Genomic DNA, 23,304 nt, shown 5'->3' with positions numbered 1-23,304 from the left:
ATCATCCTCCGCTCTGCGTAATTCCCCACCTCCGTCGTTCCGGCCCTGAGCCGGAATCCGGCCAGCCCAAGTCCTTGGGCTAAAGGAATTCCTTCGCGCCGCGCAGACGCGCTGCAACTGGATGCCGGATCAAGCAACCGTGGATGCTCAGTTAAACGCGGGGTCTGTTCTGGCGATGGCGTTGAGGATCGTGACGAGTTTTCGGATTGTTGCGACTATGGCCAGCTTGAAGGGTTTTCCTTTGCTGCGCAGGCGCTGGTAGAAAGCGCCGAGGACCGGGTCTTTTATCTTGATGGCACTGAGGGCGGCCATGTAGGCGATGTCGCGCAGATGCTTGCGGCCGCCGGAGCATTTGCCCTGGCGGTTGGAGGATCCGGATTGGCGCGCATGCGGTGCGACGCCGACCAGGGCAGCGATGACCTTTGACGAAACGGTGCCAAGTTCGGGCAGATCGGCAAGGAGCGCGGTGGCTAGCATCGGGCCGACACCGGTGACCTCACACATCCTGTCGTGACGTTTTCGCAGGGCGGGTGTCGCCTTCAGCAGGTCGCGCATGGCGCGGTCGAGGGTGGCGATATCAGTGGCGATGGTACGCAGACGCACCTCCAGCATCTCACGCACCAGCGGCTCTTCGATGGTATCGAGCTGGCTCGTCAGGCCGCTCTTTTCGGCGACCAGCCTGCGTCTATGAGCCGCCAGAGCGCTGAGGCTGCTGCGGGCAGCGTCTGGCTCATAGGGCGTGAGACTATTGTGTACCGTCGCCAGATAGCGGGCGATCACGGCGGCGTCGATCCTATCGGTCTTTGCCAGCTGGCCCATGGCCCTGGCAAAGTTGCGAACCCTTGCGGGCGGCAGGATATAAACCTTCAGGCCTGCCGCATGCAGACTGTCAGCCAGCCTGCGCTCGTAACCGCCAGATGCCTCCAGCCCAACGATGACCTGTCCAAGCGCCTGAAGGCGCTCAATGAGAGCCGCGATCTGTGCAGGTGAACTGCCTATACTCCAGCACTTGCCGGAAGGATGCACAACGATATCGAAGCGGGCTTTGGAAACATCGATGCCGACGAAGAGAAGTTCCTGTATCATGGCCTTGCTCCCAGGCTTGTGGTGCGGGCGAAAGCCCGAGCAACCGTTCGGGGTCAAAGGGAGCAGGCAGGGCCTTGCTTGATCTCGGCTGTTTCAACCAGTCCGGAAATACGGCCTCCTGCCTGCATTGGCCGGGATGCGCATCCCGGCCAATGCTCCAGTAAACCATATTACGTCCACACAAGTCCGGCATGACGGAAAAATTTTTGCTCTGAGGCTGTATCGAAGCGCAGTACGACTGTGCGCAACCCTCACCGTATATCCAGCAACCGCTCCAGATAACGTCGTTCCACTTCACCCGGCGGATTGTTACCGAGTTTTTCCCTGATAGCCTCGAGAATTTCACGGGCGCGCTGCACGTCGATCTCATCAGGCACCTTCACCTGATCGCCGAAGTCCGGCCCGGTGGTGCTGCGCGGCCGGCCGAGTGGGTCACGGCCGTTCTGTCCGCCCTGGCCGGCCATGCCTTCCTGCCCCTGACCAGGCTGCTGGCCCTGCTGGCGCATGGCCTGCATGATCTGGCCCATCATGTCCTGCGCGCCCTGTCGCAGCGCATTCAGTGCATTGCCCTGGCCTTCGACGGCCTGTTCGCCCTGGCCCTTGCCGAGCGCTTCACCGGCGCCCTGCATCTCCTGCTGCGCCTTGCCAAAGTTTTCTCCCGGTTCCATGCCCAGATCACGAAGGCCCTGCTGTAGCTCGCCGAGCTGCTTGCCGAGCGCATCCTGCTGCGCCCGCAGGTTTTTCAGCGCCTCGCGTAGCTGTTCAGCAGTCATCTGGTCGCTCGGCTGTTGTCCACCCTGCTGACCATTTTGACCCTGTTCGCCTTGCTGGCCTTGCTGACCCTGCTGCGGCGGCTGGCCGTTTTCGCCCATCTGCTGGTCATCTTCGCTTTCACCGCCCTGCTGGGGGTCGCCGCGCTGCATGCGGTCTCGAAGTGCCTGGTCGAGCTTGAAGGTCTCGTCCATCAGCTTCTGCTGCTGTTGCAGGATTTCGCCCAGCTTGTCGATCTGCTGGCGCATCTTGCTGCTCTGCTGCTGCCCCTGCTGGCCCTGACGTTGCGGGCGGCCAGCCTGCAGATTGTTCATCATGCGCTGCAGCTGCGAGAGCATTTCCTGCGCCGCATCGCGGTTGCCGGAACGGGCAAGGTTCTCGATCTGGTTCATCATGTTTTCCAGATCGCGTTGACGCAGCACGTTCTGGGCCTGATTGTTCATGTTGGCCTGCGGCGCGTTCTGCATACGCTGTGCCAGCTCGCTCATGAATTGCTGCATGGCTTCGCGCAGTTCCTGCATCAATTTGGCAACTTCCTCATCGGATGCATTGCGCTGCAGGGCCTCGGAGAGCGCGTTCTGCGCATCGCGCAGACGTCTTTCGGCCTGCGAAAGATCACCGTCCTCAATGCCGAGCGCGATTTCCCAGAGATAATCGGCCGTGTTCTTCAGCATCTCCTCATTATAAGCGAGCCGCATCCGCGTCTGTGCTGATTGCAGCAGGAGATAATGCGTGGTGTTGGGAATGGTCTCTTCCGGACGCAGGCCCACCGCCTCGTTATAGGCGATCGCCTTCGGCATCTGGCGCGCGTCTAGCGAGAAAATCTGCCGCTGTTCGGCGATGGCAGCCGCCAGTGGTTCGGCGAAGTTGCGGCCCGGCAGCACCATTTCATGCGCGGGGCTGCGGCCGGTCTGGCCGGCGCCGTCAGTCGCGACAAGCGTGATGCGCACACGTTTCCCGGCCATCGGGTGCTCGGTCAGGTTGCGGCTGGTTAGGCCCTTGATCTCGCGATTGTTCTGCCGCGGCAGATCGAGCTTGAATTCCGGCGGCGGGTAAAGCGCTGTCGCACCTTCCGCCACGCCGATGGGCTCGATGATGGCATGGGCTTCCTTCAGGCCATAATCGTCCTTGGCAGTGAAGCCGATTTCCAGCGCGCCATTGACGGCGCGACGCGGCATATTGTCGAAGGCGATGCTGGGCGGCTGGTCGGGGATGACGTTGAAGACCCATTGTTCACCGTTGGCGGTGATCATGCCGCTTTCGGTAACATCCATGGCGAAAGTGCGCGGCGCGACGGGCTGATCCGCCGAACGAACCGGCGTTTGAACGGCGACGTCGCCGCTTGTACTGTCGGCCCGTGCCGCTTCGGGCGCAAGCTTCTGCAATGCGCCCGCCATTTCCGGCTCGAATGTCACTTCCTCGCCGCCATCGCCGCCAGTCATGCGGATCGTCAGCTTGGAGGATTGCGGCACGGAAACGGCGTCGCGGCCGCCCGCATCACGTCCGGTTAGGAAAATCGGCGCGCGGGCGGTATAGGCAGGCGGAGTGACCCAGGCATCGAGACGGATATCAGGGTTGAGCGGACCGGCGGCTGGCTGGCTGCGGAACGCATCGGCAACCGTGCCTGCGCCGTTCGAATAGGAAAAACCGAAAGCAGTGACCAGGAGCAGCGCGGGAATGGCGCGCAACGCCAGACGGTCATAACGGGCGATATCGGGTTTCGGCAGGCCGGCATTGAGTGCGGCAATGCGCTCCGCCATGCGGATCTGGTGTTCTTTCCAGAGTGTGCGGGAAAAAGGCGTGTCGAAGGCGGGCTCGTCTTCCTGCACGCCGACCGGCTGGTGCGCCAATCCGTTGCGATCTTCAAGAAGGCGGGAGGCGTCATGATCCGCTGGCCACTTCAGCCGCAGGATCGGCAAGAGCGTGGCAATGAAACTGAAAATCAGAACGAAAACGATGCCGAGCCGCAGAAAATCCGGCATGTGCCGGTAAAGGCCGAACCATGCAAGCGCCAGAAACACGGCGGCAATGGAGAGAGGCCACAGCGTTTTCGGCGCAATTTTCTCCGAGAGCAGCACGATTTTTGCGAAGAAGCGCTTGGCCGCAACCCGCCGGGCAAGGTCCGGCCGCTGCGCGAACGCGCCGGTCGGGCGCTTTCTGCCTGTGCTTTCCTCTCCCGCTGTGGTCATCAATCCGTTCTCCCGGTTCTGGCCACGTCGAACGCCATTCCCGGAACGGCGAGCTGTTCATATCACAGGGGCAAGGATAACATTCTTTGTGGCGAAGACGAGGGCAGCCAGACCCTCACCCCCATTTTTTAGGCAGCTTCGCTTGATTGTGATCGATTGCGCAGGGTCAATCGAGCCAGGTGGGCACGGAATCGAGAGCGATCAGCTCCTCATAGGTGCCGCGCGGGCGGATGACGTGGAACTTGTCACCCTTGACAAGCACTTCCGGCACCAGCAGGCGGGAATTATAGGTGCCTGCCTGCACCGCGCCATAGGCGCCAGCGGAACTGACGGCGATCAGATCGCCCGGCTGGGGTGCTGCCATTTCTCGGTCCAGCGCGAGATAGTCACCCGTTTCGCAGACGGGACCGACAATATCCGCCTTGATACGAGGGGCATCCAACGCAGGCTGCACCACCGGACGAATACCGTGATAGGCTTCGTAAAGCGTCGGGCGGATAAGGTCGTTCATCGCGCCATCGACGATGACAAAGGTCTTGTCGCCGCCATCCTTTACATAGATCACTTCCGTCACCAGAATGCCGGCATTGCCGACGATCAGGCGGCCGGGCTCAGTGACGATCTTGCAGTTGAGGCTCTTCAGCTCGTTCTTGACGATATGCGCATAGGCATCCGGCAGCGGCGGTGGATTGTTGTCGTCGCGATAGGGAATGCCCAGCCCGCCGCCAATATCGACGTGGCTGATCTCATGGCCGTCCCCGCGCAGGGCCTCGACGAGTTCGCGCAGCAGCCGGAAGGCATCCTCGAAAGGCTGCAATTCGGTGATCTGGCTGCCGATATGCATGTCGATGCCGGTGACTTCAATGCCGGGCAGGGTGGCGGCATGGGCATAGACTGAGCGCGCGCGCTCATAGGAAATGCCGAACTTGTTTTCCTTCTTGCCGGTGGAAATCTTGGCGTGGGTGCGCGCATCCACATCCGGATTGATGCGGAAGGAGACATGCGCCCGCTTGCCGGCCTTGACGGCGCGCAGGTTGAGGACTTCCAGCTCCGGTTCGGATTCGATGTTGAAGCAATAGATGCCGGCTTCCAGCGCATAGTCCATTTCGGCGACGGTCTTGCCGACACCGGAGAACATAATGCGGCTTGCAGGCACGCCGGCGGCCAGTGCGCGGCGCAATTCGCCGCCGGATACGACATCGATGCCGGCGCCGAGCTTGGCCAGCGTCTTTAGCACCGCCTGGTTGGAATTGGCCTTCATGGCGTAACAGACCATGGCGTCCACATCCGCAAAAGCGCCTGAAAACACCTTGTAATGGCGCTCCAGCGTCGCGGTGGAATAGACATAGAAAGGCGTGCCGACCGCCTTGGCGATCTCCGGCACGGGCACGTTTTCGGCGTGCAGCACGCCGTCGATATAGCCAAAATGGTTCACGGCTTTTTACCCGTCAGAGAAGCTTGTCGAGGATGAACGGCCGTTCCGCCGTCGCGGGCTTCGGCTCGCTGCCATCGGCGGCGCGTTTGTTACGCATTTCGACCGGCGTGCTCGGCGGGTCGATGTCGCCCTTACGCCCGCAGGCGCTGAGAGCAAGGCTGACGGCGAGGGTCATGCCGATGGGAACGATGAGTTTGCGCGCGGTTTTTGAAAGCATGAGCCTGTCCAAAGGAAATATGTGCCTCTCTGATAACGAAAAACAGGGCGCTTGTGCACCCTGTTTCTTGTGATCGCAGCGTAACGCAGATTTATCAGTTGCGTCCGCGCCACCAGGCGATCTGCTTCCTCACTTCCGAAGGAGCCGTACCGCCGAAGCTCACGCGGCTTGCAACCGAGGCTTCCACCGAAAGAACGTCGAAAACGCCATTGGTAATGCCGGGGTGAATGGCTTGCAGCTCCTCCAGCGAAAGATCAGCCAGATCGCAGCCCTTCTTTTCCGCCAGCGCCACGGCATTGCCGGTCACATGGTGGGCGTCGCGGAAGGGCAGGCCCGCCTCGCGCACCAGCCAGTCGGCAAGATCGGTGGCGGTGGAATAACCCGAACCGGCGGCGGCCCGCATCCGGTCCTTGCGCACCTCGAGATCGCGGATCATGCCGGTCATAGCGGCAATCGCGAGTTCAAGGCTCTCGGCGGCGTCGAAAACCTGTTCCTTGTCTTCCTGCATGTCCTTGGAATAGGCAAGCGGCAGGCCCTTCATGACAGTCAGAAGTGCGACCAGCGAACCGTTGATGCGGCCGGTCTTGGCACGCACCAGTTCGGCGGCATCCGGGTTCTTCTTCTGCGGCATGATCGACGAGCCGGTAGAGAAGGCGTCAGACAGGCGGATGAAGCCGAATTGCGGGGTCGACCAGATGACGATTTCTTCGGCGAGACGCGACAGATGCGTGGCGCAGATCGAGGCGATCGACAGGAATTCCAGCGCGAAATCGCGGTCGGAGACGGTGTCGATGGAGTTGCGGGTCGGCTCGCGGAAGCCGAGCGCCTTCGCCGTCATATGGCGGTCGATGGGGTAACCGGTACCTGCAAGCGCCGCCGCGCCGATCGGGCTTTCGTCCAGATGCTCGATGGCGTGGCGCACGCGGGCACGGTCACGGCCGAACATTTCCACATAGGCCATGCAATGATGGCCGAAGGTCACGGGCTGGGCCGTCTGCAGATGGGTGAAGCCGGGCATCACGGTATCGGCATTTTCTTCGGCGCGATCGAGGAAGGCGGCGATGAGGGCGGTCAGCATGCCCTCGGTCTTCTGCAGTTCTTCCTTCACCCACAGGCGGAAATCGAGCGCCACCTGGTCGTTGCGTGAACGGGCGGTGTGCAGGCGGCCGGCGGCCGTGCCGATGAGGGTCGCAAGGCGCGCCTCGATGTTCATGTGAATATCTTCGAGCTTGCGGGAGAATTCGAAGGTGCCAGCTTTAATTTCTGACAGGATCGTGTTCAGGCCGTGAACGATCTTCTCTTTATCTTCCTGCGAAATAATGCCTTTTTCCGCCAGCATGGTGGCGTGCGCCATAGAGCCGCGGATGTCCTGGGCGTAAAGCTTCTTGTCGAAGCCGATGGAGGCATTTATCTCTTCCATGATGGCAGATGGCCCGGAAGCAAAACGTCCGCCCCACATCTGGTTGGAGGATTTCTGATCTGTGCCGTCAGCCATGTTCGCAGTGCCCTGGAGTATTCGATGACAGAAAAAACGCCGTTCAGGCTTCCTTCCGCCAAGTTGGTTGCAATTGCTGCCGTTGCCGGTCTTTTAAGCGGCGCGGGCGCGGTCTGGTTCAGGCATATTGGGTCTGAGAGCCCGGTTCAAGGGGCTGCGGTGGCAGAGGGCGGTTTATGTGAGGGTGCGGCAAACCGCATCGCCTCGCTGAAACCGTTTCTGAAGGGGCAGGTGGCCGCGATGTCGGCGGCGGATAGACCGCGTGTCATCCCGCTCTCCTTCAAGGGGCCGGAGGCCAAGGACATGACGCTTGCCGACCTCAAGGGCAAGGCGGTTCTTCTCAACCTGTGGGCCACATGGTGCGTGCCCTGCCGGGAAGAAATGCCGGCCCTGAACGCGCTGGAGAAGGAAAAGGGCGGAGACGAGTTCGAGGTTGTGGCCGTCAATATCGATGTTGGCGCGGATGAAAAACCGAAAGCCTTCATGGACGAATACAAGATCGACGCCCTGAAGCATTACCGCGACAGTTCCATGGGCGTCTTCAACGTTCTGAAAAAGGAAGGTCTTGCTTTCGGCCTGCCTGCCACCCTGCTGCTGGATGAAAACGGCTGTCTGCTCGCGGCCATGAACGGCCCGGCGGCGTGGGACAGCGAAGATGCCAAGGCGCTGATATCGGCAGTCAAATGACTGCCGATATATTCTTGTGAGATCAATATAACGGGTCGATCGACACGCCGTAATAAAGACCACGACCAACACGTCCCTCATTCCCTTCGAGGGTGACGCCGAAGCCGGCTTCAATTTCCTTTAAGACTGCGGCCTTTATGGATGCGCTGGTCGACGCCTTGTAGGTAATTGAATAATCCAGATCTGCCTTGAAGGCAGACCGCACGATATGTGCATTCCCCTTTTTTCGCTGTTTATTGAGAATGCTTCGGCACTCGGGCCCGAGACCGTTTTCGATGGCTTCGAGTTTGTCTAGGCCATATTCGAGATATTCGATATTGTTGAACTTGATCGTCAGATTGCTCACGTATTTTGCGCTGGTTGAAAAACCGAGCTTCTGAAGATTGTCTCCATTGAAGGAGAAATCTTTCTTGCGTCCGAAATCGGTGATTTCTCCCGCCCCTTTTTCAGGCGCTCCAGGAAGCTTCACGTATTCCGGAGAGCATATGTAGCCGAGAGAGACATCATCCTTATCATTGTACCGATTGATTTTTCTCCAGACGATGTTACCTGGGCCATAGTTGGTACTGGGCGGAACCGTCGTGAGATAGCCAGACTTTCTGACGATTTCCCGCGGATTTTCCGAAACACAAGCTGTCGCGAGAATGGCGACAACGGACATCGCAATATAAATTTTCATGAAAAGCCCCCAAAGAATCACAATTTTGACTTTGAGGTTTTCGCGCGGAGCGTGTCAACGCCATAGGTTGTATTTTAGCAAATGCAACTGATTATTCTATCTGGAAGACCGTAATCAAAGGCTCTACCGTGTCGGAACCGGCGTCTCGCCGCGGTAATCGTAGAAGCCGCGTCCGGATTTGCGGCCGAGCCAGCCGGCCTCGACATATTTGACCAGCAGCGGGCAGGGGCGGTATTTGCTGTCGGACAGACCGTCATGCAGCACCTGCATGATCGACAAACAGGTATCGAGACCGATGAAATCGGCAAGTTGTAGCGGACCCATCGGGTGGTTTGCGCCGAGCCGCATGGCGGTGTCGATGGCTTCCACCGAACCGACGCCCTCATACAGCGTGTAGATCGCCTCGTTGATCATCGGCAGCAGGATGCGGTTGACGATGAAGGCTGGGAAATCTTCGGCAACGGTGATCGCCTTTTCGAGCGTCCGCACATAGGCCTTCGCCGCATCGAAGGTCTTCTCGTTGGTGGCGATGCCGCGCACCAGCTCGACCAGTTTCATGACGGGCACCGGGTTCATGAAATGGATGCCCATGAACTGCTCGGGGCGGTCGGTGGCGGAAGCAAGCCGGGTGATGGAAAGTGAAGACGTGTTGGTGGCGAGCAATGCCTCGGGTTTCAGGACCGGGCAGACCTGCGCATAGATCTTGCGCTTGATCTCCTCGTTTTCCGTGGCAGCCTCGATGACGATATCCATCGGCGCCAGATCATTGACGTCGGTCGATCCGCTGATGAGCGTCAGCGCTTGTTTGCGCGCGTCATCGGAAAGCTTGCCGTTGGTCACCTGGCGGGCGAGATTGCCGTTGATCGTGGCAAGGCCGGCCTCGATGCCTTCCTTCGAAAGATCGTAGATATGGACCCGGTAGCCGGCAATGGCGGAAACATGCGCAATGCCGCACCCCATCTGACCGGCTCCGATGACACCGATGTTTTTAAAGGGGGCGGTCATATGCGGTTCTCCCATGTGATGCATCTGCAAATTCGCTGGCGATGTTACGCATATCGCCGAAAAAGAGAAGGCGGCGCGTTCAAAAAACGCGCCGCCTTTATCATGTATTTAAAATCAAAGGGCTTTTTGCAGTTCCGGCAGTGCCTCGAACAGGTCTGCGACGAGACCGTAGTCCGCCACCTGGAAGATCGGCGCTTCCTCATCCTTGTTGATGGCGACGATGACCTTCGAATCCTTCATGCCGGCGAGATGCTGGATGGCGCCGGAAATACCCGCCGCAATGTAAAGCTGCGGTGCAACCACCTTGCCGGTCTGCCCCACCTGCCAGTCGTTCGGCGCGTAGCCGGCATCGACGGCCGCGCGGCTGGCGCCAACGGCGGCACCGAGCTTGTCGGCGACGGGAAGGATGACTTCCTTGAATTTTTCCGAAGAGCCGAGCGCACGGCCACCGGAGATGATGATCTTCGCAGAGGTCAGTTCCGGACGGTCGGATGAGGCCAGCGCGTCGGAAACGAAGCTGGAGACACCGGGGTTTTCAGCAGCGGCAATGGTCTCGACCGGTGCCGAACCACCCTCGGCGGCGGCCGCAAAGGCGGTCGGGCGCACGGTGATGACCTTCTTTGCGTCGGTTGCTTGCACCGTCTGGATGGCGTTGCCGGCATAGATCGGCCGCTTGTAGGTGTCGGGCGATACCACCTCGATGATTTCCGAGACCTGCGCCACGTCGAGAAGGGCTGCAACGCGCGGCAGCACGTTCTTGGCAGATGCCGTCGCGGGGGCGATGATGACGTCATAGGAGGGGCTGAGCGAGACGACCAGCGCCGCCAGCGGCTCGGCGAGCGCGTTGGCGTAGGATGCGTCGTCAGCGAGCAGCACCTTGGAGACACCGGAGAGTTTTGCCGCCGCGTCGGCAGCGCCGTTGGCACTAGCGCCGGCGATCAGCACATGTACGTCGCCGCCGATCTCTGTTGCCGCCGTCAGCGTCTTCGCCGTCAGGTCGGAAAGGGTTGCGTTGTCGTGTTCTGCCAGAAGAAGAATGGCCATAAGAATATCTCCCTTTTCCGAAACCTTAGAGGACGCCGTCGGCTTTGAGCTTTTCGACCAGCTCGGCAACCGAGCCGACCTTGATACCGGCCTTGCGGCCTGCGGGCTCCTCGGTCTTCAAGACCTTCAGGCGCGGCGAAACATCGACACCGAAATCGGCCGGAGCCTTCTTGTCGAGCGGCTTCTTCTTTGCCTTCATGATGTTCGGCAGCGAGGCGTAACGCGGCTCGTTCAGACGAAGATCGGTGGTGACGACGGCTGGCAGTTTCAGTTCGACGGTCTGCAGGCCGCCATCGACTTCGCGGGTCACGGCAACCTTGCCATCTGATGGCACGACCTTGGAGGCAAACGTGCCCTGGCCCCATCCGAGCAAGGCTGCCAGCATCTGGCCGGTCTGGTTGCTGTCGTCGTCGATCGCCTGCTTGCCGACGATGACGAGACCGGGCTGCTCAGCCTCAGCCACGCCCTTCAGGAGCTTGGCGACGGCGAGCGGCTCGACGGTTTCGTCGGTCTCGATCAGGATGGCGCGGTCGGCGCCCATGGCGAGTGCTGTGCGCAGCGTTTCTTCCGCCTTGGCCGGGCCGATGGAGACGACCACGACCTCTTCGGCCTTGCCGGCTTCCTTCAGGCGAAGGGCCTCTTCCACCGAGATTTCGTCGAACGGGTTCATCGACATCTTCACATTGGCAAGCTCAACGCCAGAACCATCCGACTTCACGCGGATCTTCACGTTGTAATCGACGACTCGTTTAACGGGGACAAGGATTTTCATCGGCGGCTTTCCTCAAACTCCTGTCCGCGGGGCGGGTAAACCGCGCGGACCTCCAAAAACAGGTGGCGACATGGATAAGCATTTTTCCCGCAAATACAACGGAGCAATCTTCATTATCACATGCACGTAAGGCATATCTTACGTTGACGTTAACGTAAATACTGTATCTCCGACGAGAGCTCTCATCTACCCCCGTCATAGCCCCGTTCGATTTGCGACAACCCCGCCGTTTGCGACGTATTCTTGAACTGCGCCGCCCTCGGCGCAACAATGGTGCGGTCAAACAGGGGAACACCTCGCCTGCGCATGAAAATCACCATGATCGCGCCCGCCAGGATGCCGCCCACATGCGCGCCCCAGGAAACATTTTCCTCGAGCCCCAGCGCCAGCATCAGGAACTGCTGACCAATCCACAGCGCCAGCGGAATGAAGGCGGGCAGGGGCAGCGGAATGCGCATCAGGACCAGCACCCAGACACGCACCCTGGGATGCAGCAGGAAATAAGCCGCAACCACGCCGGAAACCGCCCCCGATGCCCCGATCAGCGGCCCTTCCGAGGTCGGGCCGACAAGACCGTGAAACAGGGCGCCGGCAATCGCGCAGGCGAGGTAGAAGATCAGAAACCGGAAATGGCCGAGTGCATCCTCGACATTATCACCGAAGACCCAGAGAAACAGCATGTTGCCGGCCAGATGCCAGAAATCGAGGTGGAGAAAAGCATAGGTGACGACGGTGAGATCATCAGGCACCACCTGCAGGGCCGGTTCCAGATAGGCGTAATCGAACACCACGGCGGGGATGAAACCGAGGCCGAGCGCTGCGGCATTGGCCTGCACGTCGCTGGCAAGCACGCCGGTAAACAGCCAGACCAGCACATTGACCACGATCAGGCCGATCGTCACATATTGCAGCCGGATATGTTTGAGGGAATTCGCATCGTGCAGCGGTATGAACATCGAACGCCCTTCGGTTGCGCCATGAATAGGCTTTAGCGGTTCTTGCCGGGAACCCACAATATGTCGGCCCTGCCCGCATCATTGGCGAAGCGGGCGGCGACGAAAAGGAAATCGGAGAGGCGATTGGCATATTTCAGCGCCGCCGGACTGACGATCTCCTTGTCAGTGACGGAAAGCTCCACCATCAACCTCTCCGCTCGCCGGCAGACGGTGCGCGCCATGTGCAGATTCGCCGCTGCCGCGCCGCCACCCGGCAGCACGAAGGAGGTGAGCGGTTCAAGGTCGGCATTCAGCTCGTCGATTTCGTTTTCCAGCCGCGTGACCTGGCTTTCGACGATGCGCAGCGGCTCGTAGGAAAGCGGCTCGCCATTATCAGGCGTGGCGAGATCGGCGCCGAGATCGAAAAGATCGTTCTGGATGCGGAAGAGCATGGCGTCCAATGTCTCCAGCCCGCCGGTATGAAGCCGCGCGACGCCTATGGCCGAATTGGTTTCGTCGACAGTGCCATAGGCCTCGACGCGAAGATCGTGCTTCAGGCGGCGCGGGCCGGAAACCAGCGCCGTCGTGCCCTTGTCGCCGGTGCGGGTGTAGATCTTGTTCAGCTTCACCATGTCAGCGGCCACCGCCGGTGAGCCAGAGAGTCAGCATGATCAGCACGATGGCGATGGCCTGCAGGAGAAGGCGAAGCTGCATCAGCTTGTTGGACCGGTTGGCGTCCTGCCCCTTCAGCATGTTGAAGAGGCCGCGTATCAGCACGATGACGACAAGGCCCATGGCGATAAGGGCCAGAACAGTGGTGAAGCCGGACATTTAGGGGATACTCCTCCTCAATCGAATCTGCGCAGCAGACGATAGAACAGTCCGGCAGGCAAGAGCCGTTTCAGGATAAGCCCCTGTTTGGCTGGAACGGTGACGGGATAATGCGGTTTCGGCCTGGCGGCGGTCAGGGCGTGTTTCAGCACGGCATAAACGGCCTCGGGGCCGAGTTTGTGGCGGTTGACGGGACCGGAACCATCCATGCGCGCCAGCTGCCGTTTATATTCTGCCGCATGGGCCGAGTTTTCCAGATCGATCTTGTCCCTGACATGGGCAAGCGCCGTTGCCGTGAATTTCGAGGTAATCGGACCGGGTTCGATCAAGCTCACATGAATGCCGCTGCCCTGAAGCTCCATGCGCAGCGTGACGCCCAGCCCCTCGATCGCGAATTTCGAGGCGGTGTAGGCGCCGCGATAGCGATAGGGCACGAGGCCGAGAATGGAGGAGCAATGCACGATGCGGCCGGTGCCGCGGGTGCGCATGAAGGGAATGACACGCCGTGTGAGATCGTGCCAGCCGAAGACATTGGTTTCGAACTGGGCTCTCAGCGCTTCGACAGGCAGATCCTCCACCGCGCCCGGCTGGCCATAGGCGCCGTTATTGAAGAGCGCGTCGATGCGGCCGCCGGTCCGGGCTGCAACGGTATCCACCAGCGCGGCGATGGTTTCGGGCTTGGTGTAATCCATGATCAGGGTTTCGATGCCCTGATTTTCGAGCGCGGCCATGTCGACGATGCGGCGCACCGTGGCAAAGACCCGCCAGCCGTCCCGCTGAAGCGCGCCGGCGCAATAGGCGCCAATGCCAGAGGAACATCCGGTGATGATGATGACCGGTTTTTCAGACATGTTCCGCCCCCGCCAATGGTCTTTGCGCCAAGCCGCGCGCAGGTTCACAAAATTAAATTGCGCGAAATCCTTTTCGGGAATGGAACCGAAAGCCCGGCCTGCGCGCTGTACAAAGCGAAGGTGACTTCCCATATTCGGGGCGAAGTTACAAATGAAATGCCGATGAATGGAGGTGACATGGTTGCCGCAGTGCGCCTGGCAGGCAAGGTTGCCTTCGATGCCTATTCCCATTTCGCCGAGGATGACGGCTGGGCGATGGCGAGCCATATGGCGCTGTCCATTCTGCTGGCGCTGTTTCCCTTCCTGATCTTCGGCACGGCGCTCGCCGGTTTTCTGGGTGCCGACCAGTTTTCCGAGACGGCCGTGCATCTGATTTTCGATACCTGGCCGGAGGCGATTGCGGGGCCACTGGCGGCGCAGGTGCAGCAGGTGCTCACCATTCCCCGAGGCGGGTTGCTGACGATTTCGGTGCTGGCGGCCGCTTACTTTGCCTCTAACGGTGTCGAAGCGCTGCGCATTTCGCTGAACCGCGCGTATCGGGTCACCGAGACACGCTGGTGGTATGTCACCCGCCTGCTCAGCCTGCTTTATGTGCTGATTGCCGTGGTGGTCTTTGCCGGCATCAGCATCGTGCTTGTCGCCGTGCCCGTCGCCATGTCCTTTGCCGAGCAACGGTTCCCGTGGCTGACGGATGTGCTGAACACCGTCTCCAGCCTCGGCCTCTACGGCACCATCGTGGTGCTGACGGCCGGGCTGGTGGCCGCGCATCTGTGGCTGCCCGCCGGCAAGCGCCGCATCTGGGACGTCTGGCCCGGTATTCTGTTGACGATGATCTTCTGGGTCATTGGTGCGGCGATCTTCGCCTATTATCTTTCCACCTTCGCCAATTATGCCGCCACCTATGCCGGTCTGGCATCCGTCATGGTGGTTCTGGTCTTCCTTTATATGGTCGGTGTCATCTTCATGCTCGGTGCGGAGGTGAACGCGGCGCTGATGAAATACAAGGTCCGGCAGATCATCCGGCGCAATATCGGCAGCAACGGGACGCGCCGCGAGCGGGCGCTAGAGGAGGCCGACAAGCCTGCGGATATCTGAGGGCGTTGCACCTTCTGCACGCAGGGCGGAAAGGCCGGTGCTGCCTTCGCTTTTCGAAAGCTTGCGCCCGTCCGCACCGAGGATCAGTCGGTGATGGTGATAGGTGGGCTGCGGCAGGTCCAGCAGGTGCTGCAGCAGCCGGTGAATGGCAGTGGCATGGAACAAATCCATGCCGCGCACCACATGGGTGATGCCCTGCAGCGCATCATCCACCACAACGGAAAGATGGTAGCTCGAAGGCGCGTCTGAGCGCGACAGCACGACATCGCCCCACAGTGTAGGAAGGGCCTCGATCAGTCCCTGCTCGCCATCGCCGCTCTCCTGCCAGAACAGGGGGCTGCCGACGCTACGGATCGCTTTTTCCATGTCGAGCCGCCAGGCGTATGGCCGGCCGGATGCGAGAAGTGATGCCTGTTCCGCCCCAGGCCTTTCGCGGTCCATTGACGGATAGAGCGGCGCGCCATCGGGATCGCGTGGCCAGAGCTCGCCGTCTGCCTCGAAGGCTTTGACGATCGCTTTGGTTTCTCCACGGCTGAGAAAGGCAGGATAGGCAAGGCCGGCGTCGATCAGCCTGTCCAGCGCCACGCCATACGCATCGAAATGGTCCGATTGACGCCGAACAGGGTTTTCCCAGGCGAGCTCCAGCCAGCCGAGATCGTCATAGATCGCCTGCTCCAGTTCCGGTGTGCAGCGCGTCTGGTCGATATCTTCGATACGCAGCAGAAAGCGACCGCCATTGTCCCGCGCCATATCATGGTTCAGGAAGGCGGAAAGCGCATGGCCGAGATGCAGCAGGCCGTTGGGGCTTGGCGCAAATCGGTAAACCGGTTTTTGACGGAGAGGCGAAGGCATGGTTTGTTCTGCCATGTTTTAAAGTGCCCCGCCAGCCGGCCGGTGGCTTAGGGAATGAGCGATATGAAAATCATCACCGGGATGGACGACATCCGCGAAGGGCTGGATCATCTCGCCCGCCTCGACCCGGTTCTCAGCCTCGTTATCGAAAAAGCCGGCCCGCTGGAGTTGCGCATCCACGAACCGGGCTTTGCCGGCCTTGCCCATATCGTCGTCTCGCAGATGGTATCGCGCGCCAGCGCCAATGCCATATGGGCGCGTATCCTTGCCGGCACCGGCGGCGAGGTTACGGCGGAAAATTATCTGACCGTACCAGAAGAATTGCGCGCCACCTTCGGCCTTTCGCGTGCCAAGGCGACGACGCTGGAAGGGCTGGCGCGCGCCGTCACGGAAGGGCAGGTCGATCTTGACGGCGTGGTGCGCAAGGAGGCGGGCCCCGCCTTTTCCGAGCTGGTGGCACTTCGCGGTATCGGCCCATGGACGGCGGAGGTCTATCTGATGTTCTGTGGCGGGCACCCGGATATCTTTCCGGTGGGAGATGTGGCGCTGAGATCGGCGGTGGGGCATGCGCTCGATCTGGAGGTGAGGCCGGATGGGAAGTGGCTGGCGGAACGCGCCGCACTCTGGTCGCCATGGCGCTCCGTCGCCGCCCGGCTTTTCTGGGGTTATTATGCCAACATCATGCGGCGCGCCATGGTGCCTCTGCCCTGAGCGGGCTGCCTAAAAATCTGCGATCTGGTAGGGCAGCGTTCCGCGCGACAGATGATCGAAATGCAGCTTGCGTTTCAACGGCGGCACGGCGCGCTGCACGCAATCCACCCTTTCGCAGACCCGACAGGAAATGCCAATCGGTTTAAAGGAGGCTGAATTGCCGAGATCGAGCGTATCGGCATAAACGAAATTCTGCGCATGGGAAATTTCGCAGCCGAGTGCGATGGCATAACGCGGTCTTTCCGTATTGAAACCGGCGCCGGCCTTTTCGATCTGGGTGGCAATGGAAAGATAGCGCACGCCGTCGGGCGTTTCCGCCAGCTGCCGTACGATCCTGTCGGAGCTTTCGAAGGCCTGATGGATGTTCCACAGCGGACAGGCCGCGCCGAAACGGGCAAATTGCAGCCGCGTGGCGCTGTGGCGTTTGGTGATGTTGCCGGCGCGGTCGATCTTGGCGAAAAAGATCGGCACGCCCTTCATGCCCGGCCGCTGCAGCGTGCTCAGCCTGTGCGCCACCTGTTCGAGGCTCGCGCCGAACCGCACAGCCAGAAGTTCGAGATCGTGGCGCAGTTCCTGAGCGGCCCGATGAAATTGGCCATAGGGCAGGATGAGGGCGGCGGCGAAATAATTATGCAGCCCGATACGACAGATTTCCGCCGCTTCCGCATTGCGGAAACCTGCACCGGAAAGCACCCTGTCCACCGTCGCGCCGGCATGAAGCTGGGCGATCTGCAACGCAAGCTGAAAACAGCGGGTTGGTGCCGCCATGTAGGAGCTGAGAGCGAGCGTCTTGCCGGCGGGATCGAAATGCCGGATCAGGCCGCCCGCCGCATCGGTTCTTGTGATGTGGATGCCGTAACGGCTGCGCAGATGCGCCGCCAGAATGCCGTAGGTCTCACCGCCTTCGATCTCCAGTTCCTGCGCCAGCTCCTCGGCCAGAAGATCGATCTCGGCGACGTAATTGTCGACGAAGTGGAAGAAATCGCGCACCTCCTCATAGGGGGTTCTTTCCACCTGCGCGGTTCCGCGGCCCAGCCGGTCGTCCAGCTGCACCAGCTGTTCGCTGTTCTGTCGGTAGGCCTGATGGGCGCGCAGCAGCGCATGGGCAAAACCGGGAGCGTTCTGGGCGATCAGCTTCAATTCCTGAAGCCCCGGCTCGTAATTCATGAACAGCGGGTCTTTCAGCGCCTCGCGCACGGCGGAAACCAGCCTGTCGCTTTCGCCGGTCGCAAGTTCCGCCATGTCGAGCTGGAATTTTTCCACCAGCGTCACCAGAACGCTGGCCGAAACCGGGCGCTGGTTGTTTTCGATCTGGTTCAGGTAACTCGCGGAGATGCCCAGCCGTTCGGCAAACTGCGCCTGCGTGGCGCGGGCATTTTCGCGAAGGCCACGAACCTTGCGGCCGATGAAGAGTTTTTCCGTCGCCATGTTGCAACTTTGCAAAATTAAACATTGCAAATATTTATGGCACGCATACGCGCACGATCAAGGCTTCTAGGCGAATGTTTTCTAAGCTATTGATTTTGAGGTAACGCATGGAGGAAACATGCCCGGCATTCTGGAGCAGTTGGAAACGCGGCGGGAAGAGGCTAGGCTCGGCGGTGGCGTCAAGCGCATCGAGGCGCAGCATGCCAAGGGCAAGCTGACGGCGCGCGAGCGCATCGACGTGCTTTTGGATGACGGCTCATTCGAGGAATACGACATGTACGTCACCCACCGTGCGGTGGATTTCGGCATGGCGAGCCAGAAGATCGCCGGCGATGGCGTCGTGACCGGCTGGGGCACCATCAATGGCCGGCAGGTCTACGTGTTTTCTCAGGATTTCACCGTGCTTGGCGGTTCGCTGTCGGAAACTCATGCCCAGAAAATCTGCAAGATCATGGATATGGCGGTGCGCAACGGCGCGCCGGTGATAGGCCTCAACGACAGCGGTGGTGCCAGAATCCAGGAGGGTGTCGCCTCGCTCGGCGGTTATGCCGATGTCTTCAAGCGCAATGTCATCGCCTCCGGCGTCGTGCCGCAGATATCGGTCATCATGGGGCCGTGTGCCGGTGGAGCGGTCTATTCGCCCGCCATGACCGATTTCATCTTCATGGTGCGTGACACCTCCTACATGTTCGTGACCGGGCCGGATGTGGTGAAGACGGTGACGAACGAGATTGTCACGGCCGAAGAACTGGGCGGGGCCTCCACCCATACGAAAAAATCCTCGGTCGCCGATGGCGCTTATGAAAACGACATCGAGACGCTGGAGCATGTGCGGCTGCTGTTTGATTTCCTGCCGCTCAACAATCGCGAAAAGCCGCCCGTCCGGCCGTTCCAAGATGATCCAGCGCGGCTGGAAGCACGTCTCGACACGTTGATTCCCGATAGTTCCAACAAACCCTATGATATGAAGGAACTGATCAACGCGCTGGCCGATGAGGGTGATTTCTTCGAGTTGCAGGAAGCCTTTGCCCGCAACATCATCACCGGCTTCATCCGTCTCGAAGGCCAGACGGTGGGGGTTGTCGCCAACCAGCCGATGGTGCTGGCCGGCTGCCTCGATATCGACAGTTCACGCAAGGCCGCCCGTTTCGTGCGATTTTGCGATGCCTTCAATATTCCGCTGCTGACGCTGGTGGATGTGCCGGGTTTCCTGCCCGGCACGGCACAGGAATATGGCGGCGTCATCAAGCACGGCGCAAAACTTCTGTTCGCCTATTCGGAGGCGACGGTGCCGATGGTGACGCTGATCACCCGCAAGGCCTATGGCGGTGCTTATGACGTGATGGCCTCGAAACATATCGGCGCGGATGTCAATTACGCCTGGCCAACGGCAGAAATCGCCGTCATGGGCGCGAAGGGCGCGGCGGAAATCCTCTACCGGTCCGAGCTTGCCGATCCCGAGAAGATTGCCGCGCGCACAAAAGAATATGAGGAGCGTTTTGCCAATCCCTTCGTCGCGGCAGAGCGCGGTTTCATCGATGAGGTGATCATGCCGCATTCCTCGCGCCGCCGCATCGCTCGTGCGTTTGCGTCGCTGCGCAACAAGAGCGTCGAAACACGCTGGAAGAAACACGATACTATTCCGCTCTGATCCCGCTGCGGGGCTGGAAAAATGCTTCGGCCACCTTACTATATTGATGTTCAGGCGTCCGGATGTCCGGATGTCCTCCCGAAACGAACAAGGACAGTTTTTGATGGCCGAAAATTCCTCCGCAGATAATTTCCCCGCCGGATATGAGCCGCCCAAGGTCTGGACCTGGGACAAGGGCAATGGCGGCCAGTTCGCCAATATCAACCGCCCGATCGCCGGTCCCACCCATGAGAAGGAACTGCCGGTCGGCAAACATCCGCTGCAGCTTTATTCGCTGGCGACGCCGAACGGCCAGAAGGTCTCCATCATGCTGGAAGAATTGCTGGCCGCCGGCCACAAGGGTGCCGACTATGATGCCTGGCTGATCAAGATCGGCGAAGGCGACCAATTCGGTTCCGGTTTTGTCGGCGTCAATCCGAATTCCAAGATCCCGGCGCTGATGGATTATTCGACGCCTGAGCCGACGCGGGTTTTCGAAAGCGGCTCCATCCTCGTTTATCTCGCGGAAAAATTCGGCGCTTTCCTGCCGAAAGAGGGCAATGCCCGCACGCAGGCGCTGAACTGGCTGTTCTGGCAGATGGGCTCGGCACCCTTCCTCGGTGGCGGTTTCGGCCATTTTTACGCCTATGCGCCGGTGAAGATCAAATATGCGATCGACCGCTACGCCATGGAAGTCAAACGCCAGCTTGATGTGCTCGACCGGCATCTGGCCGACAACCGCTATCTCGCGGGTTCTGAATATACGATTGCCGACATGGCCGTCTGGCCCTGGTATGGAAAGATCGCACTCGGTCAGGCCTATGGCGACGCCGGCGCTTTCCTCGAGGGGAACGGTTACAAGAACCTCATGCGCTGGACACTTGAAATCGCTGAACGCCCGGCGGTAAAACGCGGCGTGATCGTCAACAAGACCTCGGGCGATCCGTCCGAACAATTGCATGAGCGCCACGACGCCTCCGACTTCGACACGAAGACGCAGGACAAGATCGGCAAGGCATAACGAAAAGACCGAAAGGACCAGCGATGGCGAACCTGCCCGAAATGACCAAACATAAGGGATTTCCATCCGGGATGCCGAGCACGGGCGTCCAGTTCACCATCCGCCGCGCCAATCCCAAAGGGGTAACGCCAATCAAGGTGATACCCCGCAGGGCGCGCAACGACACCAAGGAGCATCGCATCGATGCCGCCTTCCTGCACTCGCTCTGGCACCATTTCGGGCCTGAGCCTTTCGAGCGCGGCAATCTCGACGCCGCCCGTCTCAACCTGCTTTTCGGCCGTGAGGTCGTGGCGGCGGAAAAGAACTTCGATCCGCTTTCCTATCAGGCGATGCTTGTTATCGATGAGCGTGTCGCCCGGCAAAATTTCCCGGAATCCTTCGAGAATTTCTTCGAGATTTGACGACTACTCACGGGTTTGCGCTGAGGGAAGAGGGGCAACAACCGCATGATCAAGAAAATCCTCATCGCCAATCGCGGCGAGATTGCCTGCCGTGTGATCAAGACGGCGAAGAAGATGGGCATCGCCACTGTCGCGGTTTATTCGGATGCGGATGCCAATGCGCTGCATGTGAAAATGGCGGACGAGGCCGTTCATATCGGCCCGGCACCCTCGTCACAGTCCTATATCGTAATCGACAAGATTCTGGAGGCGATCAAGAAAACCGGGGCGGATGCGGTCCATCCCGGTTATGGCTTCCTGTCGGAAAATGCGGCCTTCGCCGAGGTGCTGGAGAAAGCCGGCGTCGTCTTCATCGGCCCGCCCGTTGGCGCGATCGAGGCCATGGGTGACAAGATCACCTCGAAGAAGCTTGCCGCAAAAGCGGGTGTTTCCACCGTGCCCGGCCATATGGGGCTGATCGAGGATGCGGATGAGGCGGTGAAGATCGCGTCGCAGATCGGTTATCCCGTCATGATCAAGGCTTCAGCCGGCGGCGGCGGCAAGGGCATGCGCATTGCCTTCAGCGATGCCGAGGCGCGGGAAGGCTTCCAGTCCTCGAAGAACGAGGCGAAATCCTCTTTTGGCGATGACCGCATCTTCATCGAAAAATTCGTCACCCAGCCGCGCCATATTGAAATTCAGGTGCTGGGCGACAAGCACGGCACCATTCTTTATCTCGGCGAGCGCGAATGCTCGATCCAGCGCCGCAACCAGAAAGTTATCGAGGAAGCGCCGTCGCCCTTTCTGGACGATGCAACGCGGCATGCCATGGGCGAGCAGGCCGTGGCGCTCGCAAGGGCAGTTGGTTACCATTCGGCCGGCACGGTGGAATTCATCGTTGATGGCGAGCGCAATTTCTATTTCCTTGAAATGAACACCCGCCTGCAGGTGGAACATCCGGTGACGGAGCTCGTCACCGGCATCGATCTGGTCGAGCAGATGATCCGTGTGGCATCAGGCGAAAAACTGTCCTTCGGGCAGGCGGATGTGAAGCTGAACGGCTGGGCGATCGAAAGCCGGCTTTATGCCGAAGACCCCTATCGCAACTTCCTGCCCTCCATCGGCCGGCTGACGCGTTATCGTCCGCCGGAAGAGGGCAAGCAGGAAAGTGGCACCGTCATCCGCAACGATACCGGTGTTTTCGAAGGCGGCGAAATCTCGATGTATTACGATCCGATGATCGCCAAGCTGTGCAGCTGGGGTGAGGATCGCGAAACCGCCATCGACGCCATGGGAGAGGCGCTGGATCGTTTCGAGGTTGAGGGCATCGGCCACAATCTGCCGTTCCTGTCGGCCGTCATGCAGCATGAGCGTTTTCGCGCCGGCAGGCTGACGACGGGCTTTATCGCGGAAGAATTTCCGGAAGGGTTTTCCGGGGTCGAGCCGAATGAAGCCGCCGCACGCAAGCTTTCCGCCATTGCCGCCATCGTCAATCAGCGCTTGCAGAGCCGCGCGGTCGAAATTTCCGGCACCATCGGCAATCACCGCCGCATCGTAGGCCATGACTGGGTGGTTTCGTTTGGCGCATTCCGCCACGCGATCAGCGTTGAAACCGGTGCGGATGGAACGGCGGTCCGTTTCGAGGACGGGGCGGCTTTGACCATCGATACCGGCTGGCGTCCCGGCCAGAGCCTTGGCCTCTTCACGGTGGCGGGCGAGGTCATCGCCGCCAAGGTCGATCTTGCCGGGGCCGCGATCCGCCTTCGCTGGCGCGGCATGGATGTTGTCGCCCGCGTGCGCAGCCCCCGCGTGGCGGAACTGGCGCTGCTGATGCCGGAAAAACTGCCGCCGGATACCTCGAAACTGCTGCTCTGCCCCATGCCGGGCGTCATCACCGGCATCACGGTGAGTGAGGGCGACGAAGTGGAGGCTGGTCAGGCGCTGGCGACGGTTGAGGCCATGAAGATGGAAAACATCCTGCGTGCCGAAAAACGCGGCCGCGTCTCGAAAGTTTCGGCAAAGCCGGGCGACAGCCTTGCTGTGGATGAGGTGATCCTCGAATTCGAGTGATGGCCGCTGCCGTTTTTCCGGAACGCATGTGGGCCGGAGCGGTTTACGGTGTCGGACCTGCGGGCGGATCGTTCGATTTTTGTCACGATCACCCGCCAGAATGCGGAAATGAAATGCAGA

22 protein-coding genes are annotated in these 23,304 nt (G+C 60.2%); 7 read left to right on the top strand and 15 right to left on the bottom strand.

The window, feature by feature from the left end; all coding sequences use genetic code 11:
- Nucleotides 1-147: 147 nt before the first annotated feature.
- The 5 genes from CFBP5499_RS18685 to argH form a co-directional block, all read right to left on the bottom strand.
- Nucleotides 148-1,086 carry an IS110 family transposase gene (locus tag CFBP5499_RS18685; protein WP_080825206.1) on the bottom strand — a complete coding sequence of 313 codons (939 nt, stop codon included), beginning with the start codon at nt 1,084-1,086 and terminating at the stop codon, nt 148-150.
- A 251-nt stretch (nt 1,087-1,337) separates the two neighbouring features.
- Nucleotides 1,338-4,046, bottom strand: a complete 2,709-nt coding sequence (locus CFBP5499_RS18680; RefSeq protein WP_080829407.1) for a TIGR02302 family protein — start codon at nt 4,044-4,046, stop codon at nt 1,338-1,340.
- Between the two features lie 166 nt (nt 4,047-4,212).
- Entirely contained in the window at nt 4,213-5,481 is a 1,269-nt protein-coding gene (gene lysA, locus CFBP5499_RS18675) for a diaminopimelate decarboxylase (RefSeq protein ID WP_080829409.1), read from the bottom strand.
- Between the two features lie 13 nt (nt 5,482-5,494).
- A complete protein-coding gene (gene lptM, locus CFBP5499_RS18670) occupies nt 5,495-5,698 on the bottom strand; it encodes an LPS translocon maturation chaperone LptM (RefSeq protein WP_003509930.1) in 204 nt (67 codons plus the stop codon).
- A gap of 94 nt (nt 5,699-5,792) precedes the next feature.
- A complete protein-coding gene (gene argH, locus CFBP5499_RS18665; protein ID WP_080829411.1) occupies nt 5,793-7,193 on the bottom strand; it encodes an argininosuccinate lyase in 1,401 nt (466 codons plus the stop codon).
- A gap of 24 nt (nt 7,194-7,217) precedes the next feature.
- On the opposite strand from argH, the gene tlpA reads away from it, so the two are divergent.
- The gene (gene tlpA, locus CFBP5499_RS18660) at nt 7,218-7,880 is read left to right on the top strand and encodes a thiol:disulfide interchange protein TlpA (RefSeq protein ID WP_080829413.1); all 663 of its coding nucleotides are present in this window, start codon (nt 7,218-7,220) and stop codon (nt 7,878-7,880) included.
- Between the two features lie 22 nt (nt 7,881-7,902).
- On the opposite strand, the gene CFBP5499_RS18655 is transcribed toward tlpA, so the two are convergent.
- The 8 genes from CFBP5499_RS18655 to CFBP5499_RS18620 all read right to left on the bottom strand — a co-directional run bounded on the left by CFBP5499_RS18655 (nt 7,903) and on the right by CFBP5499_RS18620 (nt 13,997).
- Nucleotides 7,903-8,559 (bottom strand): hypothetical protein, encoded by a 657-nt coding sequence (locus CFBP5499_RS18655; protein WP_080829416.1) that lies wholly within the window; start codon nt 8,557-8,559, stop codon nt 7,903-7,905.
- 123 nt (nt 8,560-8,682) lie between these two features.
- Nucleotides 8,683-9,564, bottom strand: coding sequence for a 3-hydroxybutyryl-CoA dehydrogenase (locus CFBP5499_RS18650; RefSeq protein ID WP_080829419.1), 882 nt, complete (start codon nt 9,562-9,564; stop codon nt 8,683-8,685).
- Between the two features lie 114 nt (nt 9,565-9,678).
- Nucleotides 9,679-10,608, bottom strand: coding sequence for an electron transfer flavoprotein subunit alpha/FixB family protein (locus tag CFBP5499_RS18645; RefSeq protein WP_080829421.1), 930 nt, complete (start codon nt 10,606-10,608; stop codon nt 9,679-9,681).
- Between the two features lie 25 nt (nt 10,609-10,633).
- Complete coding sequence (locus CFBP5499_RS18640) at nt 10,634-11,380, bottom strand: electron transfer flavoprotein subunit beta/FixA family protein (RefSeq protein WP_003520827.1); 747 nt, start codon at nt 11,378-11,380, stop codon at nt 10,634-10,636.
- Nucleotides 11,381-11,562: 182 nt separating this feature from the next.
- Nucleotides 11,563-12,336 carry a rhomboid family intramembrane serine protease gene (locus CFBP5499_RS18635; RefSeq protein ID WP_080829423.1) on the bottom strand — a complete coding sequence of 258 codons (774 nt, stop codon included), beginning with the start codon at nt 12,334-12,336 and terminating at the stop codon, nt 11,563-11,565.
- A 32-nt stretch (nt 12,337-12,368) separates the two neighbouring features.
- On the bottom strand, nt 12,369-12,947 hold the full coding sequence (locus tag CFBP5499_RS18630; protein WP_080829425.1) for a cob(I)yrinic acid a,c-diamide adenosyltransferase: 579 nt from the start codon (nt 12,945-12,947) through the stop codon (nt 12,369-12,371).
- Nucleotide 12,948: 1 nt separating this feature from the next.
- Nucleotides 12,949-13,146 (bottom strand): twin transmembrane helix small protein, encoded by a 198-nt coding sequence (locus CFBP5499_RS18625; RefSeq protein ID WP_006315578.1) that lies wholly within the window; start codon nt 13,144-13,146, stop codon nt 12,949-12,951.
- A gap of 17 nt (nt 13,147-13,163) precedes the next feature.
- Complete coding sequence (locus CFBP5499_RS18620; protein WP_080829427.1) at nt 13,164-13,997, bottom strand: SDR family oxidoreductase; 834 nt, start codon at nt 13,995-13,997, stop codon at nt 13,164-13,166.
- Between the two features lie 177 nt (nt 13,998-14,174).
- On the opposite strand from CFBP5499_RS18620, the gene CFBP5499_RS18615 reads away from it, so the two are divergent.
- Nucleotides 14,175-15,092 (top strand): YihY/virulence factor BrkB family protein, encoded by a 918-nt coding sequence (locus tag CFBP5499_RS18615; protein WP_080830198.1) that lies wholly within the window; start codon nt 14,175-14,177, stop codon nt 15,090-15,092.
- Here the strand turns inward: CFBP5499_RS18615 and gluQRS are convergent.
- Nucleotides 15,060-15,959 (bottom strand): tRNA glutamyl-Q(34) synthetase GluQRS, encoded by a 900-nt coding sequence (gluQRS, locus tag CFBP5499_RS18610; RefSeq protein WP_080829429.1) that lies wholly within the window; start codon nt 15,957-15,959, stop codon nt 15,060-15,062. The genes CFBP5499_RS18615 and gluQRS overlap by 33 nt on opposite strands.
- Before the next feature lie 48 nt (nt 15,960-16,007).
- Here gluQRS and CFBP5499_RS18605 point away from each other — a divergent pair, with 48 nt between their 5' ends.
- The gene (locus CFBP5499_RS18605) at nt 16,008-16,655 is read left to right on the top strand and encodes a DNA-3-methyladenine glycosylase family protein (RefSeq protein ID WP_080829432.1); all 648 of its coding nucleotides are present in this window, start codon (nt 16,008-16,010) and stop codon (nt 16,653-16,655) included.
- A 9-nt stretch (nt 16,656-16,664) separates the two neighbouring features.
- Here the strand turns inward: CFBP5499_RS18605 and CFBP5499_RS18600 are convergent, their stop codons facing one another.
- Entirely contained in the window at nt 16,665-18,083 is a 1,419-nt protein-coding gene (locus CFBP5499_RS18600) for a helix-turn-helix domain-containing protein (protein WP_080829433.1), read from the bottom strand.
- A gap of 118 nt (nt 18,084-18,201) precedes the next feature.
- Between CFBP5499_RS18600 and CFBP5499_RS18595 the strand changes: the two genes are divergently transcribed.
- From CFBP5499_RS18595 to CFBP5499_RS18580, 4 genes are all read left to right on the top strand, one after another.
- Nucleotides 18,202-19,734, top strand: a complete 1,533-nt coding sequence (locus CFBP5499_RS18595; RefSeq protein ID WP_080829435.1) for an acyl-CoA carboxylase subunit beta — start codon at nt 18,202-18,204, stop codon at nt 19,732-19,734.
- Nucleotides 19,735-19,837: 103 nt separating this feature from the next.
- A complete protein-coding gene (gene yghU / locus CFBP5499_RS18590) occupies nt 19,838-20,734 on the top strand; it encodes a glutathione-dependent disulfide-bond oxidoreductase (RefSeq protein WP_080830199.1) in 897 nt (298 codons plus the stop codon).
- 23 nt (nt 20,735-20,757) lie between these two features.
- Complete coding sequence (locus CFBP5499_RS18585; protein ID WP_080829438.1) at nt 20,758-21,135, top strand: hypothetical protein; 378 nt, start codon at nt 20,758-20,760, stop codon at nt 21,133-21,135.
- Between the two features lie 45 nt (nt 21,136-21,180).
- A complete protein-coding gene (locus CFBP5499_RS18580) occupies nt 21,181-23,184 on the top strand; it encodes an acetyl-CoA carboxylase biotin carboxylase subunit (RefSeq protein WP_080829440.1) in 2,004 nt (667 codons plus the stop codon).
- Nucleotides 23,185-23,304: the final 120 nt, after the last annotated feature.

The organism is Agrobacterium tumefaciens (assembly GCF_005221325.1).
Lineage (GTDB): Bacteria > Pseudomonadota > Alphaproteobacteria > Rhizobiales > Rhizobiaceae > Agrobacterium.
The sequence above is the reverse complement of the archived record's forward strand: the minus strand, read 5'-3'. Positions and strand labels throughout refer to the sequence as shown.

Bases quoted from the DNA above. Each gene is read 5' to 3' on its own strand.
- yghU (WP_080830199.1), top strand. From the start codon at position 19,838: ATGGCCGAAAATTCCTCCGCAGATAATTTCCCCGCCGGATATGAGCCG.
- CFBP5499_RS18640 (WP_003520827.1), bottom strand. From the start codon at position 11,380: ATGAAAATCCTTGTCCCCGTTAAACGAGTCGTCGATTACAACGTGAAG.
- CFBP5499_RS18685 (WP_080825206.1), bottom strand. From the start codon at position 1,086: ATGATACAGGAACTTCTCTTCGTCGGCATCGATGTTTCCAAAGCCCGC.
- CFBP5499_RS18605 (WP_080829432.1), top strand. From the start codon at position 16,008: ATGAAAATCATCACCGGGATGGACGACATCCGCGAAGGGCTGGATCAT.
- CFBP5499_RS18615 (WP_080830198.1), top strand. From the start codon at position 14,175: ATGGTTGCCGCAGTGCGCCTGGCAGGCAAGGTTGCCTTCGATGCCTAT.
- CFBP5499_RS18645 (WP_080829421.1), bottom strand. From the start codon at position 10,608: ATGGCCATTCTTCTTCTGGCAGAACACGACAACGCAACCCTTTCCGAC.
- lptM (WP_003509930.1), bottom strand. From the start codon at position 5,698: ATGCTTTCAAAAACCGCGCGCAAACTCATCGTTCCCATCGGCATGACC.
- CFBP5499_RS18580 (WP_080829440.1), top strand. From the start codon at position 21,181: ATGATCAAGAAAATCCTCATCGCCAATCGCGGCGAGATTGCCTGCCGT.
- gluQRS (WP_080829429.1), bottom strand. From the start codon at position 15,959: ATGGCAGAACAAACCATGCCTTCGCCTCTCCGTCAAAAACCGGTTTAC.
- CFBP5499_RS18680 (WP_080829407.1), bottom strand. From the start codon at position 4,046: ATGACCACAGCGGGAGAGGAAAGCACAGGCAGAAAGCGCCCGACCGGC.
- CFBP5499_RS18630 (WP_080829425.1), bottom strand. From the start codon at position 12,947: ATGGTGAAGCTGAACAAGATCTACACCCGCACCGGCGACAAGGGCACG.
- CFBP5499_RS18650 (WP_080829419.1), bottom strand. From the start codon at position 9,564: ATGACCGCCCCCTTTAAAAACATCGGTGTCATCGGAGCCGGTCAGATG.
- argH (WP_080829411.1), bottom strand. From the start codon at position 7,193: ATGGCTGACGGCACAGATCAGAAATCCTCCAACCAGATGTGGGGCGGA.
- CFBP5499_RS18600 (WP_080829433.1), bottom strand. From the start codon at position 18,083: ATGGCGACGGAAAAACTCTTCATCGGCCGCAAGGTTCGTGGCCTTCGC.
- CFBP5499_RS18595 (WP_080829435.1), top strand. From the start codon at position 18,202: ATGCCCGGCATTCTGGAGCAGTTGGAAACGCGGCGGGAAGAGGCTAGG.
- CFBP5499_RS18625 (WP_006315578.1), bottom strand. From the start codon at position 13,146: ATGTCCGGCTTCACCACTGTTCTGGCCCTTATCGCCATGGGCCTTGTC.
- tlpA (WP_080829413.1), top strand. From the start codon at position 7,218: ATGACAGAAAAAACGCCGTTCAGGCTTCCTTCCGCCAAGTTGGTTGCA.
- CFBP5499_RS18655 (WP_080829416.1), bottom strand. From the start codon at position 8,559: ATGAAAATTTATATTGCGATGTCCGTTGTCGCCATTCTCGCGACAGCT.
- CFBP5499_RS18620 (WP_080829427.1), bottom strand. From the start codon at position 13,997: ATGTCTGAAAAACCGGTCATCATCATCACCGGATGTTCCTCTGGCATT.
- CFBP5499_RS18635 (WP_080829423.1), bottom strand. From the start codon at position 12,336: ATGTTCATACCGCTGCACGATGCGAATTCCCTCAAACATATCCGGCTG.
- CFBP5499_RS18585 (WP_080829438.1), top strand. From the start codon at position 20,758: ATGGCGAACCTGCCCGAAATGACCAAACATAAGGGATTTCCATCCGGG.